This is a genomic window from Bradyrhizobium sp. URHC0002 (assembly GCF_054059515.1).
In genome coordinates, this window is record NZ_JBSSCF010000001.1 from 4,249,308 (window position 1) to 4,265,073 (window position 15,766).

The window sequence follows — 15,766 nt, forward strand, 5'->3', positions numbered from 1 at the left end:
GGATCTAGCATCATGGCCGGCAACAACGACATGGACCAGGACGCGATTGCCGCCCAATGGGAGGCGTCGCTCGATTCCGAGGATCCCACCGCGGCGGCGGAAGAAGCTGCCGCCAATGAACTCTCCGAAAGCATGGCGCTGCAATGGGCGGCCATGGTCGAGGACGGCGGCCGCGAATTCGGCAACAAGAATTCCGGCGAACGGGTTCTGTCGCAGGAAGAAATCGACAATCTGCTCGGCTTCGCCGTCGGCGACGTCAATCTCGACGACAATTCCGGCATTCGCGCCATCATCGATTCCGCGATGGTGTCCTACGAGCGTCTACCGATGCTCGAAATCGTGTTCGACCGCCTGGTGCGGCTGATGACCACGAGCTTGCGCAACTTCACCTCGGATAACGTCGAAGTCTCGCTCGACCGCATCACCTCGGTCCGCTTCGGCGACTACATGAACTCAATTCCGCTGCCGGCCGTGCTCAGCGTGTTCAAGGCCGAGGAGTGGGAAAACTTCGGCCTTGCGACGGTCGATTCCAGCCTGATCTATTCGATCATCGACGTGCTGCTCGGCGGCCGCCGCGGCCAGACGTCGCTGCGCATCGAGGGCCGGCCCTACACCACGATCGAAACCAACCTGGTCAAGCGGCTGGTTGAAGTCATTCTCGCAGATGCCGAACAGGCTTTCCGCCCGCTGTCGCCCGTGACCTTCTCGATCGACCGGCTGGAAACCAATCCGCGCTTTGCTGCGATCAGCCGTCCCGCCAACGCTGCGATCCTGGTGCGCCTGCGCATTGACATGGAGGACCGCGGCGGGATTGTCGAACTGCTGCTGCCTTACGCCACCATCGAGCCGATCCGCCCGGTTCTGCTCCAGATGTTCATGGGCGAAAAGTTCGGCCGCGATCCGATCTGGGAAGGACATTTCGCGACCGAAGTGGCGCAGGCCGAGATATCGGTCGATGCGGTGCTGTACGAAGCCGACATTCCGCTCAAGCAACTGATGAAGCTGAAGGTCGGCGATACCCTGCCGCTGGAAATGCGCCCTGAAGCGCTGGTGCAGGTCCGCTGCGGCAACGTTCTTTTGACCGAAGGGCGCATGGGCCGGGTCGGCGACCGGGTCGCGATTCGCGTCACCAAGCAGTTGCGCAAACCCAATACCACCTTCGCGATGTTCGAGAAGGCCGACGAACAAACCAAGTTGATGGAGGCACAATGAGTCATTCCCTTGGCGTTGTAATCGAGAGTCTGGTGGCGGTGCTGCTGATGCTCACGATCGGCTACTGCATGCTGCTCAACAAGCGGCTGAAGCGGCTGAAGGCGGACGAGCATTCGCTGAAAGCCACGATCGCCGAGCTGATCACCGCGACCGAAATCGCTGAACGCGCGATCGGCGGGCTCAAGCACACCGTCCGCGACGTCAACGAGAATCTCGGCAGCCAGTTGACGGCGGCAACGCAGATGGCGGGGCATCTGAAGAACATGCTCGCCGAAGGCGACGGCGTCATTCGCCGGCTGTCCAAGATCGCGATCGCGGCGCGGCCCTCGCAGGAGGCCGAACCCGCAGCACCGGCAGCGCCAAAAGTCTCCACCGCCAAGGCGGTCGCCGCGGCGGCTGAAGCATTCTCCGAACGCAGAAGGGCCAGTGGCCTCGCAGCATGAAGTCGTTTCGCGACATCCGTGTCATTCCGGTCGTGCTGGTCGCGATCTTCGGCCTTGCAGTGCTGAAGATTGCGGGCCTCGTGATCGATGGCGGATACGTGTTCGACTATCAGGTCAGCCAGCCGGCCAAGCGTTCGTGGGCGCAGGACAATCTGGGTTATCCGAACAGCGCCAAAGCCGATCCCGTCGAGATCACCGGTTCGGTCAAGAAGGAAGAGCCGCCGAAGCCGGCCGCTCCCGCCACCGAAGCGCCGAAGCCCGACGGCGTCGTGGTGTTTCCCGACCAGAATCCGCAATCGGTGTCGCCGTCGGAGCGCGCCATCCTGGAGCGGCTGCAGGCGCGGCGCCAGGAACTGGAGCAGCGCGCGCGTGAAATCGAAATTCGCGAAAGTCTTTTGAAGTCCACCGAGAAGCGCATCGAGGGCCGCGTCGAGGAAATGAAGGCGACCGAGGCAAAGATCTCGACCGCGACCGGCCAAAAGGCGGAGCAGGACTCCGCCCGCTTCAAAGGTATCATCACGATGTACGAGGGCATGAAGCCGAAGGACGCCGCCAAGGTATTCGATCGGCTGGAAATGTCCGTGCTCTACGACATCGCCTCCCAGATCGCGCCGCGCAAGATGTCGGACATTCTGGGCTTGATGCAGCCGGAAGCGGCCGAACGGCTGACGGTCGAGCTGGCCCGGCGCGCCGGCACCGATAAATCGACGTCCACGGCCGAGCTGCCGAAAATCGAAGGCAAGATCCTGCAGCAAAGGCCCAATTGACGCGGGATGGCGGGCGCCCCCGGATAGAGGGCGTTGGCGCCACCCGGTCACTACCTGACCACCGATCAGTACCTGCGCGACCCCGACGAAACGAACGAGCGATGGGCAACCGTGAGCGCGCCGCGCTCGTTGGTTTCAAGCGCGATCTTCTGCGCCAGCATGACATCCCCCGCAACGAGGTCGCCATCCGGGACGAAGCACCATTTGCAGACGTGGTGGCCCGTACTGCTGAGTTCCTCGATGTTCGTCTGCGTGCCGTGGTGTATCCGATAGCGCGTCCCGGTATCGCTGCCGGTGACGTCGAAATATCGGAATCGCTCGTAGCTGGCGCGCTGCTTCGGCGAGAGCCAACCCTTCAACAGGGTCAGCGCTCGCGCCTCGGTTTCGAAGCGGAACGATCTGCCGCAGGAACCAGATCGCGCCACGACTAGCGAAAGCGCCGAAAGCAGCAGCGTGCCAAGCAAAGCCAGGGCGAACGAGCATATCGCCAGGACGATCTGCTGGGTCACCGCCGTCAGCCACCAACAAGTCGCGGATAAAACAGCGTTTCCTCCGCCGTCGGATCGAAGGAGCGGATAACCCGTTGCTCGCCGGGCCCGGACCGGACCGCTGCGGTAAAGCCTGCGCCGGTCAATTCCCTGAAACGCCGCTCGGCCTTTTCGACCTCAGCGCGATCCTGGATGTCGAATGTATGCCGGGTGTCGCCAGTACGATCCATTACGATCTGGGTTGCCATTTCACGCACTCCGATTGGCTGCCTGAGGCAGGTTTGTCGACCCGGGCGCGTTGGTTGATTGACTGCCGGCCCTGCATCCCGGGTCCATTGTTTCCCTTAAGACGGGATGGCCGATCTTGGTTCCATCCGTCGTGAGATTAATGATCTAGATCAAGGCGCGGGGCGGCGCTGTGGCAATAGCCGCGGCCCGCGAGCCTGCGCATGCCGGATGATCACGAAAAAGGGGTCGGATTCTGAGCCACCCTGCGACGTGCAATGTTTCGCCTGGGCACCTATCTGCCCCTTCAACGAAATCAATAAGTTGACGTTAACAAAGCCTTAAGCCGGCCAATCCAAGATTCAACGTGCAGGCGAGAGCGCTTCGCCGCTGAATTCATTGAGGCACGAGATCTTCTGGATGGGGCGAAGGGCTGCCGCTGGAATTGGGTCGCCGGGCCGCGCATTGGCGCGGGCGGCGAGGCGTTGCCTTCACAACCTCGGCCAGCCCCTTGCACTTGCTCTGCTATTTGCCAGTCTGACGTTTTCGCAAGCATGCCGCGCCGACGATCCGGTCCGGGGTGAGGCGACCTTCACGTCTAGCGGCGGCTTCGCGCGCCTGGTGCTGAAACTGGCCGAGGACGTCGAATCCGAGGTTTCGACCGCCGGTTCGATCATCATCATCCACTTCAAGCGCCCGGTGGATATTCCCGTCGACAAATTGTCGGACGCCGTTCCCGATTATGTCGGCTCGGCGCGTCGCGACCCCGACGGTACGGCGATCCGGCTGTCGCTGTCGCGGCGGGCAACCGTCAACACCATGACGGCGGGAGAGCGGATCTTCGTCGACTTCCTGCCCGATAGCTGGACTGGTCCGCCGCCCGCGCTTCCTGCGGCGGTCGTGCGCGAACTGGCGGAGCGGGCGCGGGTCGCCGAGCGCGCGCTTCGCGCGCAGATGGCGGTCAACGCCGCGAAGAAGAAACCGCCGGTGCGGGTCCGCGCCTCGGTGCAGCCGACCTTCGTCCGCTTCGTGTTCGAGATGCCCGACGGCGTCAACGTGTCGTCGGTGCTGAACGATCAGAAGCTGACCCTGCAGTTCAACAGCGTGCTCAATTTCGACCTGGCGGATGCGAAGGTGGCGGCGCCGCCGAACATCGCCTCGATCAACCAGCGGGCCGACGTCGATTCTTCCGCAGTCGACATCGTGCTGATCGGCGAGGTCGACGTGCATTCCTTCCGCGAGGAAAAGAACTATGTGATCGATGTCGCCTTCCAGCAGGCGGAAAAGCCCGCTTTGGCCGAGCTGCAAGCGGCGACCAAGCCGGCCGTATCGGCCAAGCCGGGGCCTGGCTCGCGGCTTTCGCGCGACAAGGCCCCGAAGGAATCACCGCCGCAGCAGCCGGCGGAGATCCCACCTGTTACCTCGGAAATGATTGCCGAACAGGCCAGGATCGAGATCAAGCCCGCCCAGGTGGTCGAAGCGCCAGCCGTGGCCGAGGTCGCAAGGCCTGCCGTCGAAAAAGCAACGCCGGCCAAGGACAACGAGGCTCCCGCGGCCGAGAAGATGACAGCCGCTGCGGAAAAAATATCGCCGCCCGCGGAAGCCGCGAAAGCAGTGCAGCCTGCCGAACAGGTCCAGGCTGCCGCTGCGGAAGCGCCCAAGGAAGCGCCCAAGGAAGCGTTCAAGGCCGTAGCGCCCAAGCAGGCCCCTCCCGCGGAGCGGCCGAAGGGGACTGCGCCGGCGGCATCCAGTCCGCCGCCGGAAAGCGGCGCCAAGGACAAGGACAAGGCCGCCACCGTCGAGGCGAGGCGTGACAGCGACGGCCTGCGCGTGACGTTCGCCTTTGCCACGCCGACCCCGGCCGCGCTGTTCCGACGCGCCGATACGGTGTGGCTGGTGTTCGACCATGCCAACCCGATCGATATCGAACCGATCCGGGCCAAGGGCGGCGCCGTCATCGGCGATGTCAGCCTGCTGCCGCTGGAAAAGGGGCAGGCCATCCGCATCCGCCTCAACCGGCCGCAGATTCCTTCGCTCGAAAGCGAAGGCCGCGCCAGCGGCGCCGAGTGGACGCTGACCTTCGCGGACCGCGGCCAGACGCCGCCGCTGCCGCTGATGGTGCTGCGGAATATTACCGATCCCGCACTCGCCAATGTCACCGTGCCGCTCGCCAACCCCGGTGCGATGCACCGGCTGGTCGATCCCGACGCCGGCGATACGCTGCTGGTCGTCACCGCGCCGCCGCCGACCCGTGGCCTCATCAAGCGGCAGGATTTCGTCGAACTGTCGCTGCTGGAATCCGTGCACGGCGTGGTCGCGCATCCGAACTCCGACGACATCAAGGCCGAAGTCGGCGCCGACAAGGTGATGCTTGGACGGCCCGGCGGATTGACGCTGTCGTCCGCCGACGTCGCGGCCGAACGCGCCACCGCGGCAGTGCGGCCGCTGTTCGACGCCAACGAATGGCGCAAGAACCGGGAAGAGAAATTTTTCGCCAAGCTGGATGCGTTGACCAAGGCCGCGGCCGCCGCGGGGCCTGAGCAAAAGGCGCAAGCCCGCCTCGAGCTTGCCCAATTTCTACATGTCGCGCGGGATGTATCAGGAAGCGAGGGGGGTGACCAACCTCATCATCTCCGACACCAATCAGGGCAACGAGGATCCCGCCGTGCTGATGGTGAATGCGGTCGCCAGCATCCTGATTGACCATCCCGAGCGCGCGCTCAAGGTCCTCGCCAGCCCCGCGATCGGCAACGGCTACGATTCCCAATTGTGGAAAGGGTTCGCGCTCGCCCGTCAGGAAAAATGGGCGGACGCGCGCGAAAAGTTCAAGAACGCCGAATTCTCGATCGCCGCGCTGCCGCTGGAATTGCAACGCATCGTAACCGCGGATGCGATGCGGGCTTCGCTCGAGGTGAAGGATTATGCCGGGGCCTCGCGGCGGCGCAGCGAACTCGAGGTCATCGGCATTCCCAACGAGATGAAGCCCGAGATCGCGGTGCTGCGCGGGCGGCTCGCTGAGGCGCTGGGGCACGACAAGGACGCGCTCGACGCCTACAAATACGCGGCGCAGTCCAGCGACCGGCAGGCGTCGGCGGAGGCGAGGCTGCTGGAGGGCTTGCTGCGGCACAGGCGCGGCGAACTCGGCCAGGCCGAGTTGCTGCGCGAGCTGGAGACGCTGTCGGTCACCTGGCGCGGTGACGCGATCGAGTTGAGGACGTTGAACAAGCTGGCCCAGCTCTACGCCGAAACCGGGCGCTATTCCGATTCGCTCGCCGCGGCCAAGACCGCGACGAGGATGCAGCCCAATTCCGAACTGTCGCGGCAGGGCCAGGATGCGGCGTCCGCATTGTTCGCGGATCTCTATCTCGGCTCGAAGGCCGACGACATGAAGCCGGTCGACGCACTCGCCATGTTCTACGAGTTTCGCGAATTGACGCCGATCGGCCGGCGAGGCGACGAAATGATCCGCCGCCTCGCAGACCGGCTGGCTACGGTGGACCTGCTCGACCAGGCCGCCGAACTGCTGCAGTACCAGGTCGACAAGCGGCTGGAGGGAGCCGCGCGCGCGCAGGTGGCGGCGCGCCTTGCCATGGTCTACCTGACCAACCGCAAGCCGGACCGGGCGATCGCGGCGCTGCGTTTGACCCGGATCGCCGATCTCTCCGGCGAACTGCGGCAGCAGCGGCTGCTGCTCGAGGCACGGGCCCAGAGCGACATCGGTCGCCATGATCTCGCGCTCGATATCATCTCCAACATCACCGGCCGCGAATCGATCCGGCTGCGTTCCGACATCTATTGGGCGTCGCGGCAGTGGCGGGAGGCTTCCGAACAGATCGAACTGTACTACGCGGAACGCTGGCGGGATTTCAAACCTCTGAACGCCGCCGAGAAGAGCGACGTGATCCGCGCCGTGGTCGGCTATGCGCTGGCCGGGGACGCGATCGGCCTGGCCCGTTTCCGCGAGAAATACGCGCCCCTGATGACCGGCGAGGCCGACCGGTCCGCGTTCGAAATCGCGAGCAAGCCGGCCGCCTCCAACAGCACCGAATTCGCCCTGATCGCCAAGATGGCTGCCAGCGTCGATACGCTCGACGGCTTCATCCGCGAAATGAAAATCCGCTTCCCGGATGCCACCGCCCGCGCGCCGCTGTCGCCGGAAACTTCCGGCGCCGAGCCGGTTCATACCGGCGCCTTGCCCGCGGTATCAGGCATCAGGCGGATCGAAATGAAGAAGCCGGCGAAGTAGCGGATTTGGCCGCAGGTTCGGCCAATTTTTGACCAGTTGACGCATTAGGACGGACGTCAGCGTTTCACTGGCGCTCTTTGCAATCGTCTCTAGCTAACCGTCCGATGCCGCTGACCCGGGACCGAATTTTAGGACACGACAACGAGCGCCTCGCGTTCAGGTTCACCATGCTGAACCACGGCGAGACGGTCGAATGCCAGATCAGCGATGCCGCGATGGATGAGCTGGGCGGCACCAGGGGAACGGAAAGCATGGCCAGGCAGGCGCAATTCCTGGCGTTGCGGGATGTCGTCGAAGGCATTGCATCCGATATGTTCGACCGGGTGCCTGTCGTCAAAGGCCGCATCATCAGGATATTCAACAAGCATATTCAGAAGCCACCGTCATCGCTGGCCGGCCCGATCGCGACCGGCTCGGAGCTGGACACGGATAACACCGTTTCGCTGCGGGTCATTGCCGAAACGAGACCGGCAAGCGCGGCGCAATAACGCGCCGCGCTTGCCGTCGTCCGAGCCGCAAAGCCAGGCAGCCGCCTCCGTATCACGGGCCCGGAGTGACCCAGGCGGTTGAAATTGTTCCTTTCGAGTCCAGCGCGATCCGCCAATGCGATGCGCCGTTTTCGTGCCTGACGCTGTAGACGTCCTCGCCCTGGGCGCCCACGCCCAGAAATGCGACTGACTGCACCGCGCGCAGTTCGGCAAGGTCGGGTTGCAGGTTCGGCAATTGTTGACGGGTAGCTTCGGCCAGCGCCGCGCTCATTTCACCGTAATTCGGCTTGCCGCTGCTGATTCCCTCAATGAGGCGGCGGAGAGCTGCCTCGGTACCCGGGCTTGCGGACTGGCTTTTCACCTTTTCTTCGATCCGGCTTGCAATCTGCTGCGCGGTTGCCGCGTCAATGCGTTGCATTGGGTAGCTCGCGCCACCCTGGTGCAGGATCACGGATGTCGCCGGCCCTCGTTCACCACGGACGAATGTGATCTGCGCGTGGACAACGTCGCTGAAGAATTCGGTTGAACTCTGCGCATGGAATGGGACGTCGCGTTGTCCCGTCAGACACGTGAGCAAATGATCGGCCGCTCGCGTGACCGTGTAAACGGCGCTGTCGCCAAACTGATAGAATCCGACGTAGTCGTCGAGGATCGCGGCTGGCACCACGATCTTCTGACGCGCGGGCTGGCCGGATGGATCGTGGCCGGGCGACGGCGATCCCGCCTCCTGCGCCGATGTACCGGGCTTGACGGCAGGAAGTTCGCTGCTGGATGCAATTCTGGCGGCCAACGCATTCCAGTCCCGACAGCCCAGAATTTTGGCGATCAGTTCCAGGGACTCGCTGTGGGTGAGGGAAACGGACTTGGCGTTCAGCGCTTCACGTAGCGTTTGCGCCATAGCTTTTGCGTCGCGGAAATCGCGCATGGTCGATCCTCTGCATCGACGAACGGAGATACGTCAGGGGCTTGCGTTGCTGACCCGTTCGCTCGGGCACGAGGAAAGCCTTGAAGCGCGGCTTGATACATTCGCCATACCCCGGGAGGGGCGCAAGCAGCGGGTCGTATCCACCCGTCGAATATTTGCGCCCGCAATCCTGGACTTGTCAATCGCGATGGCGGGGGAATGGGGCCATCGCGCGAGATGGCGCGTCGTTCCGTCACCCCCTCGACAGATGCGTGTCAAAGCGGCAACCTGCACGCAAACGACCTGCCGGAGGACACCGTCACGATGAGCAAGCCCGCCAAAACCGAAGCCGAACTCGTCGAGATGGCGCGAGCCGAGTTGAAGGTCCACGTCGATTGCCCCGACGGCATCGTCATCTCGGTGATCCCTGACGGCGATAGCTGGGAATTCCGCGCCAAGGCCGACGACGCCACGGTCGCGAAACCGGGTTATCCCGAATGCGTCGCGATGCTGGTCCAGATCGGCGACCATCTCTGCAAGCAGTATGATTTAAAGGTGTGAGGGGCGAGTGCGCGTGCGGCTCGGCTTGACCGCCCAAAACGTCTTCACACCGTGAAAATTCGTCCCGGGTTCAAAATGTTCTTCGGGTCGAGTGCGCGCTTGAGCGTGCGCATGGTTTCGATTTCCTCCGCTGTCCGGCTCATTTTCAGGTAGGGCCGCCTCGAGATGCCGATACCGTGTTCGGCCGAGATCGAGCCGCCGAATTCGCCCGTGAGGTCGTAGACCAGCTTCTCGAACTCGTCGTGCTTGTCAGGTGTATGTTCGTGATACACGCTGGGATGCAAATTGCCGTCGCCGACGTGTCCCATCACGATAGTGAAGGCTTGCGGATCGATCGCTTGGACGCGGGCATCGAGCGTATCCGCATATTCCTCCATCCTGTCGATGGCCACACTGACATCGAAGCCCATCCTTGCCGCGAATGGAAAGCTGCGACCGAGTTCGACGCTGGAATCGCGGATCCGCCAGATTGCAGCCGCGGAGGCCATCGAGGTCGAAAGCGTGGCGTCGAGGATCAAATTATCGCCCATCGCCGTCTCCAGCATTTTCTCGAGGTCGCCCCGAAGGCGTTCAGCGTCGCTTCCGGAGGCCTCGAGCAGCACGTAGAAGGGGTGATGGGTCGGCAGAGGGCCAACCACCCCCTTCACACGCTCGACGGTCTGGCGGTAGTAGGCATTCCACATCGCTTCGAACGCGGTCAGATCGCCGCCGAGCGATTGTCGCGCCAGCTTCAGGAAGGTCATGACCTGTCCGAACGAGGGCAGGGCGCACAGCGCCACCTGCCGTTCCGCAGGTGCTGGAAAGACGCGAACCGCCGCACGTGTCACGACGCCGAGGATGCCTTCGCTGCCGATGAAAAGCTGCTTCAGGTCGATGCCGGTGTTGTTCTTGATGTATTTGCGCAAGCCCTTGAGCACGGTGCCGTCGGCCGTGACGACTTCGAGGCCGAGGATCAGGTCACGCGTCATGCCGTAGCGGATGACGCGGTTGCCGCCGGCATTGGTCGAGATGTTGCCGCCGATGGTGCAGCTGCCGCGCGAGCCGAGGTCGAGCGGAAACATCAGGCCATCCTGCTCGACCCGCTCCTGGAGCTTTTGCAGCGGTGTGCCGGCCTGCACGATGGCGACGCCCCCGGAGACATCGACCTCTTCAACGCTGTTCATGCGCTCCATCGACAGCACGATTTCGTTCGCATTCGGCAACGCGGCGCGCACCAGCCCGGTCATGCCACCCTGCGTCGTAACGGGGACACCTTCGCGATGACAGAGCCGCAGCAATACGGAGACATCCTCCGTCGTTCTCGGGCGGACGACCGCGCGCGGTTTCGGCGCCGGATTGCCGGCGGGATCGTGATGATAGCGCGCGTCGATGTCGCCGCCTGATAGCACCGTGCCCTTGTCGAGCGCGTTGCGCAGTTCGTCAATGAAACCCTCGGACATGCCCCTGCCTCTTCTTATGAGAAATTCGGCCGAAGTCTTACATGCGGCATGGCCAGGAAGAAACCCGGGCCGGCCGCTGTCGCGGCGTTTTCCGAACTGGAAAGGCGAGCTCCAAAGCAGCCATCCCTCGGCCGGTGCTGTGCGGGCGATCAGTGCGGCTGTCGCCGGGAGATATTGTGCGGGGTCTTCTTGATGCGCGACTTCGGCATCGGCGCAGTGGCGGTGGGGCTGATGGTGGGGCTGTCCTGCCGCTCGGGCTCGATCGAAGTAATCTGGTTGCAGGCGTCGCACTTGTAAACGTAGACGAGGGGACGCAGCCCGATCCGCGGCAGTTTTCCGATCCGGGCCGTACCTAGGCCGCAGATCTCGCAGCGTGGCGGCAGACCGGTTTCTGGAGGCTGGACAGGCATATGAAACTATCGCTCAAGCAACAAACGAAACGACTCAATTCGACAATGGTGGCTGCCGATTGCATCGTAATCGTGGACAGAAAGTCCGTAAGACTACGAGGTGGTGCCGCTCATTCGCCGCAAGCATCCATTTTTTGCCACTAAATCGACCTTGCCCGGGCATCCAAGCAACTTACTGTACGGTGCAAATTCACAACGCCAGCGCGTGATCACACGGAATTCCACCGGATCGAATCCCGGCCGAACTCTAATTTTGTAAGGCGTGCAGATATGTCTTCCAACAACGGCCACGACTCATCGATGCAAGCGGCGCTGGCGCTCGTGGAGGCTGCGGTGTCCCGTCCATCGCCCGCCAACAGATTCAATATTGACCGGGAGGGGCCGGTGAAACGCGCCGTAAGACTCAGGGCGCTGCAGCAACGCTTCCAGAAACTGAACGAGTATTGCGACGAGACCGTTGCTGAAATTCGCGCTTCGCTGGAGCAGGCGCCGCCGCGCTAGCCCGCCAGAAACCGGTGCCGGATTTTCCGGGAATGAAATTTGCGGCAGATCAACGTAAGCCGGTGGGATTACCCTGCCGTGCATTCCGTACCGAGCGGCTCAATCTGGAAGAGCCATTCCGGTTGCGAGGCGCGGACGCCCGAAGCAGGGTGACGCTTCGAAGAAACGTCATCTTGCTCAGGGCACTCCGGGTTTCGCCCTTCTCTTGGCGAAGCGGCACATACGAGATTGGATGTCGTCTCGGCAATGTCTCACTTCTTGTCGATCTTGGTGACCGCGTCCGCCTTGTCGATCTTCGTGATGGTCTTGGTCCCCGCCGCTTCGCTCACTGCGAAGGTGACCCTGTCGCCGGCGTGCAGGACGTTCAGCCGCGCGCCGTCCTGGATCTTGAATTCTTCGGTCGCGGCGCCGTCGTTCGCCCCGGTGGTGCCATCGGGCATATCCTTGATCGAGATGGTGCCGCTGATCCGATCTATTCTGGTCACCGTCCCTGTCCGCATTTGCTGGGCAAGCGCCGACGTGCCGGCGATGCTGAGGGCCGCGGTGGCCGCCATAATCATCCCTGCGATTTTCATGGAATACTCCCGGCTGTAGGGCGTCTGCGATAAGCCCGGATTGCGGCAATAGTTCCGCGCCGGTGCGGGGTGCGGCAATTTCTTCCAAACAGGGCAGGCCTGGAGGGGAATCGGGCCGGATTCAATGGAGACGCGTTGACGTTGGAACGATCCCGCTAGGCCACGCTTGCCTCGGGTTCGAGCTCCGTTTCTGTTACCGTGCGGTTGCGGCCGAGCCGCTTGGCTTGATAAAGCCCGCGGTCGCAGCGCTCGATCATGGCGTCCGCCGATTCGGCGAGACGGAATTGGGCCACCCCGATCGAAACCGTGATGCTGCCGATTTCCTTGCCCGTCGCACGACGCGTCAGACGTGCTTCGGCGATGCGGCTGCGAATGCGCTCGGCGACGGTCGTGCAGGCCTGAAGATCCGCTCCTGGAAGCACCGCGATCAATTCCTCGCCGCCGTAGCGGGCTGCCAGATCGACCTCGCGAACACCTTCCTGCAGGACCTTTGCGACCAGCCGAAGCACCTGGTCGCCGACCTGATGGCCGTAATCGTCGTTGAATTTCTTGAAATGGTCGATGTCGATCAGGAAGACGCTGAGCGCCTCGTCCTTTTCCATCGCCGCGATCTGGGAGAGGCGGAGGAATTCATCCATCGAGTGCCGGTTGGCGAGCCCGGTCAGCGCATCGGTGTTGGAGCGTTGCTCGGCCGCCTTCAAGGAGTCGCGGATGCTGTCCAGTTCCTCCGAGGTGGCGGCGAAATTTGCCTCCAGCGTTGAGGCTCGCGACGTCGCCTTTGACAATTCGTCAACCAGTTTTGCAATGATCGTCCGGGGATCGCTGGTTCCGGCGGCTTCGGACGACACTTCGCCGAGCGCCTTGAGGTGGGTCTGGTTGTCGGTGACGGCGGTGTTCAGGAATTGCTGGGCGGTGGCGATCAGGCCGCTCAATTGATCGGGAAGGTCGCCGAGCGGGTCGCTTCCGGAGTGCGGCGTCACATAGGTAATGTAGAGCTCGTGGTTGATTGCCGGGTCGAATTTTCGCTTGCCGGCGATCAGGATGTCGATGGTCTTTCGCAGCGCCAGCGAATTGCCCAGCGAATACTCGAACCAGACCGCAAAATTGGTTGGGGTGGCTGGCACCGATTGCTGCGCCATCAACCGCATAGCCCGGTCGGCAATCGTAGTGGCGTATTCGGCGTCCATATCGCCGATCGGCTGGCCTGCCATCGTTTAACCCGGTGATGCGATGCTACGAAAAGTTGGTTCCCTGGCATCCACTGTGCACGGGAAGGAACTAATCTGACCTTAAATTCGCTCGGAAACTCCGCGGCAAATAGGTAACTAATATTGACCTATCTGGCCGCGGAGGCTGCGGGAATCGGCCGCTAACTGCCGCCGTAGCTTTGCACCAGGCTCCCCGCCACCAGCGACCAGCCGTCGACAAGCACGAAAAAGATCAACTTGAAGGGCAGCGACACCACGACCGGGGGCAGCATCATCATACCCATCGACATCAGGACCGAGGCGACCACGAGATCGATGATCAGGAAGGGGAGAAACAGCAGGAAGCCGATCTCGAAGGCGCGTTTCAGTTCGGAGATCATGAAGGCCGGGACCAGGATTCGCAGCGACAGGTCCTCCGGCGTTGCCGGCGGCGCTTCGCCCGAGAGATCGACGAACAGCTTCAGGTCTTTTTCGCGAACGTTCTTCTGCATGAAGCCGCGCAGCGGCACCGAAGCCTTTTGCAACGCTTCCTCGACCCCGATCTGGTTGGCGACCAGGGGCTTGATGCCGTCGTCATAGGACTTCTGCAAGACGGGGCCCATCACGAACGCGGTCAGGAACATCGCGAGCGCAATGATCACCGAGTTGGGCGGGGCGGTCGCGGTGCCCAATGCGGTGCGCAGCAGCGACAGCACGACGACGATGCGCGTGAACGACGTCATCATGATCAGGATCGACGGCGCGATCGACAGCACGGTCAACAGCGCAATCAACTGGATCGCGCGCTCGGTGACCCCGCCGCCGCCCTGGCCGAGATTGATGCTGATATCCTGCGCCAGCGCCGGGTCGGCGAGCGATCCGGCGGCGGTCAGGATTAAGAAAAATAAAACTCTACGCGGAGAAGTCGCCGGCCTCACGAAGGGTTCTTCGGACGGCCCAGCAAGGACGCCATCTCGTCTTCGAGATTTTCGAAGCCGCTCTTCTGCGGAGCGGGTGCGGGGACGGGTGGCTCGCTGCGGGCGGTACGGGCGGGCGGCGTTTCCGGCGCCACCGGCGGCGCTACCGGTTCGGCCGGCCGGCGCAGGGCGGCTTCCAGCCGCTGCGCCATTTCGGCGAGATTCTGGTCGGCGCTCGATGGTGCTGGTGCCGGAGGGGTGGGAGGCGGCGGCGCCGCGGCGCGTTCAGGCGCTCGGGCCGGCGTCTCACGAACTGCCGGAGCGTCACGGACAGGTAGCACATCACGGATTGGCGGTGCCTCGCGGGCTGGCGATGCCTCACGGGCAGACAGCGCCTCGCGCACTGGCGGCGCCTCACGGGCCGGCGGCTTGGGCAAATCGCGCTGCGGCCGTGGCATCAGCGGCTCGCTGCGGGGCAGCCGCGGCGGGCCCGGTTCGGGGCGACCGCTGATCGATTCCGGCGCAAAGCCCGTCAATGGATCGCCGCGACGTTCCGGCATCGGCGGCGGTGCAGGGCGGCGGACTTCGTCGGCGAAGGAGGGCCGTGCGGGGCGCGGCGGCGGCTCCGGCATATGGGGTTCGGCATGATGATCGGATGCGTCGGTCGACCGCGCATCGGATCTTGCCGCCTCCTCGCTCCAGGCGGTATCGGGCAGCGGCGCAATACGCGGCGGCTGCTCGCCGACCGCCGGGCGCGGCGCCATCTGATCGCGGTTGGGCATCGCGCGCACGATGTTGGGTTCGACCACGATGTCGCTCGGGCCGCCGATCATCAGGAGATGCTCGACATTGTCGCGCCGTACCAGCACGAGGCGCCGGCGGCCGTCCACGGCGGCGGCGTCGATCACGGCGAGCCGCGGCATCCGTCCGCGCTGGGTGTTGGCGCCGAGGCGGTTGTTGGCATAGCGGCGAACCACCCATGCGGCGACGCCGATCAGCGCCAGAACGGCGATGAATGCGAAGAGGAATGTCAGTGTCTGCATTCTTTAGTCCCCGGCCACGGGCCGTTCTCTTGGATTGCTGGCTTCGACGAGTGCGGTCTTAGGTCTTGCTGTCCGAGCATGTTCCCCGGGAACACGGTTCCCGCCATCCTGACCATGCTCCGAAGCGATCCGCAGCCGGCGAATCACGCCCGAGATCAGCCTTATTCCTTAATTCCCCGCGGCGAGTGCCGCTGTCCGGTTAATTAATAGACCAAGAATCGCTTGAGCCAAAACGACTTCTGAGCGCCCCATGTCGCTTCGGCTGGCGCGGTTAACGCAGTTTTCGTGGCGAAAATGCGCTCGTTTGTCGCTGTCAGCGGACATTGGCTGATGTCGGCGGCGCTCAAACGCAATTTTAAC

The 15,766-nt window shown here is 63.4% G+C and carries 15 protein-coding genes and 1 pseudogene; 7 read left to right on the forward strand and 9 right to left on the reverse strand.

The window, feature by feature from the left end; genetic code table 11:
• Positions 1 to 12 precede the first annotated feature (12 nt).
• Genes fliM through ACVWVY_RS20525 form a run of 3 tightly spaced genes read left to right on the forward strand, consistent with a single transcriptional unit; the run spans position 13 to position 2,422 of the window.
• Entirely contained in the window at positions 13 to 1,212 is a 1,200-nt protein-coding gene (gene fliM, locus ACVWVY_RS20515; protein ID WP_456628085.1) for a flagellar motor switch protein FliM, read from the forward strand.
• Positions 1,209 to 1,655, forward strand: coding sequence for a DUF6468 domain-containing protein (locus ACVWVY_RS20520; protein ID WP_456628086.1), 447 nt, complete (start codon positions 1,209 to 1,211; stop codon positions 1,653 to 1,655). Before fliM ends, ACVWVY_RS20520 begins: the two co-directional genes overlap by 4 nt.
• A complete protein-coding gene (locus tag ACVWVY_RS20525; protein WP_456628087.1) occupies positions 1,652 to 2,422 on the forward strand; it encodes a MotE family protein in 771 nt (256 codons plus the stop codon). The genes ACVWVY_RS20520 and ACVWVY_RS20525 overlap by 4 nt, the downstream gene beginning before the upstream one ends.
• Before the next feature lie 65 nt (positions 2,423 to 2,487).
• Here ACVWVY_RS20525 and ACVWVY_RS20530 read toward each other — a convergent pair whose 3' ends face one another.
• Positions 2,488 to 2,931, reverse strand: a complete 444-nt coding sequence (locus tag ACVWVY_RS20530) for a hypothetical protein (RefSeq protein ID WP_456628088.1) — start codon at positions 2,929 to 2,931, stop codon at positions 2,488 to 2,490.
• 5 nt (positions 2,932 to 2,936) lie between these two features.
• Entirely contained in the window at positions 2,937 to 3,158 is a 222-nt protein-coding gene (locus tag ACVWVY_RS20535; protein WP_025588851.1) for a hypothetical protein, read from the reverse strand.
• 397 nt (positions 3,159 to 3,555) lie between these two features.
• On the opposite strand from ACVWVY_RS20535, the pseudogene ACVWVY_RS20540 reads away from it, so the two are divergent.
• Together ACVWVY_RS20540 and ACVWVY_RS20545 are read left to right on the forward strand one after the other, a co-directional pair.
• A pseudogene (locus ACVWVY_RS20540) lies at positions 3,556 to 7,381 on the forward strand (tetratricopeptide repeat protein).
• A 104-nt stretch (positions 7,382 to 7,485) separates the two neighbouring features.
• On the forward strand, positions 7,486 to 7,869 hold the full coding sequence (locus tag ACVWVY_RS20545) for a DUF1488 family protein (protein ID WP_456628089.1): 384 nt from the start codon (positions 7,486 to 7,488) through the stop codon (positions 7,867 to 7,869).
• Between the two features lie 52 nt (positions 7,870 to 7,921).
• Here ACVWVY_RS20545 and ACVWVY_RS20550 read toward each other — a convergent pair whose 3' ends face one another.
• Positions 7,922 to 8,794 (reverse strand): glyoxalase superfamily protein, encoded by an 873-nt coding sequence (locus ACVWVY_RS20550; protein ID WP_456628090.1) that lies wholly within the window; start codon positions 8,792 to 8,794, stop codon positions 7,922 to 7,924.
• 303 nt (positions 8,795 to 9,097) lie between these two features.
• Here ACVWVY_RS20550 and ACVWVY_RS20555 point away from each other — a divergent pair, with 303 nt between their 5' ends.
• Positions 9,098 to 9,334: a hypothetical protein gene (locus ACVWVY_RS20555; RefSeq protein ID WP_456628091.1), complete on the forward strand. Its 237-nt coding sequence runs from the start codon at positions 9,098 to 9,100 to the stop codon at positions 9,332 to 9,334.
• A gap of 44 nt (positions 9,335 to 9,378) precedes the next feature.
• Here the strand turns inward: ACVWVY_RS20555 and ACVWVY_RS20560 are convergent, their stop codons facing one another.
• The gene (locus ACVWVY_RS20560) at positions 9,379 to 10,773 is read right to left on the reverse strand and encodes an FAD-binding oxidoreductase (protein ID WP_456628092.1); all 1,395 of its coding nucleotides are present in this window, start codon (positions 10,771 to 10,773) and stop codon (positions 9,379 to 9,381) included.
• A gap of 149 nt (positions 10,774 to 10,922) precedes the next feature.
• Positions 10,923 to 11,183 carry a hypothetical protein gene (locus ACVWVY_RS20565; RefSeq protein ID WP_456628093.1) on the reverse strand — a complete coding sequence of 87 codons (261 nt, stop codon included), beginning with the start codon at positions 11,181 to 11,183 and terminating at the stop codon, positions 10,923 to 10,925.
• A gap of 270 nt (positions 11,184 to 11,453) precedes the next feature.
• On the opposite strand from ACVWVY_RS20565, the gene ACVWVY_RS20570 reads away from it, so the two are divergent.
• A complete protein-coding gene (locus ACVWVY_RS20570; protein WP_456628094.1) occupies positions 11,454 to 11,684 on the forward strand; it encodes a hypothetical protein in 231 nt (76 codons plus the stop codon).
• 251 nt (positions 11,685 to 11,935) lie between these two features.
• On the opposite strand, the gene ACVWVY_RS20575 is transcribed toward ACVWVY_RS20570, so the two are convergent.
• The 4 genes from ACVWVY_RS20575 to ACVWVY_RS20590 all read right to left on the reverse strand — a co-directional run bounded on the left by ACVWVY_RS20575 (position 11,936) and on the right by ACVWVY_RS20590 (position 15,406).
• Positions 11,936 to 12,259, reverse strand: coding sequence for a copper-binding protein (locus ACVWVY_RS20575; protein ID WP_456628095.1), 324 nt, complete (start codon positions 12,257 to 12,259; stop codon positions 11,936 to 11,938).
• Between the two features lie 155 nt (positions 12,260 to 12,414).
• Positions 12,415 to 13,398, reverse strand: coding sequence for a GGDEF domain-containing protein (locus tag ACVWVY_RS20580; protein WP_456632264.1), 984 nt, complete (start codon positions 13,396 to 13,398; stop codon positions 12,415 to 12,417).
• A 230-nt stretch (positions 13,399 to 13,628) separates the two neighbouring features.
• On the reverse strand, positions 13,629 to 14,384 hold the full coding sequence (fliP, locus tag ACVWVY_RS20585; RefSeq protein ID WP_456628096.1) for a flagellar type III secretion system pore protein FliP: 756 nt from the start codon (positions 14,382 to 14,384) through the stop codon (positions 13,629 to 13,631).
• Complete coding sequence (locus ACVWVY_RS20590; RefSeq protein WP_456628097.1) at positions 14,381 to 15,406, reverse strand: flagellar biosynthetic protein FliO; 1,026 nt, start codon at positions 15,404 to 15,406, stop codon at positions 14,381 to 14,383. The genes fliP and ACVWVY_RS20590 overlap by 4 nt, the downstream gene beginning before the upstream one ends.
• Between the last annotated feature and the right edge of the window lie 360 nt (positions 15,407 to 15,766).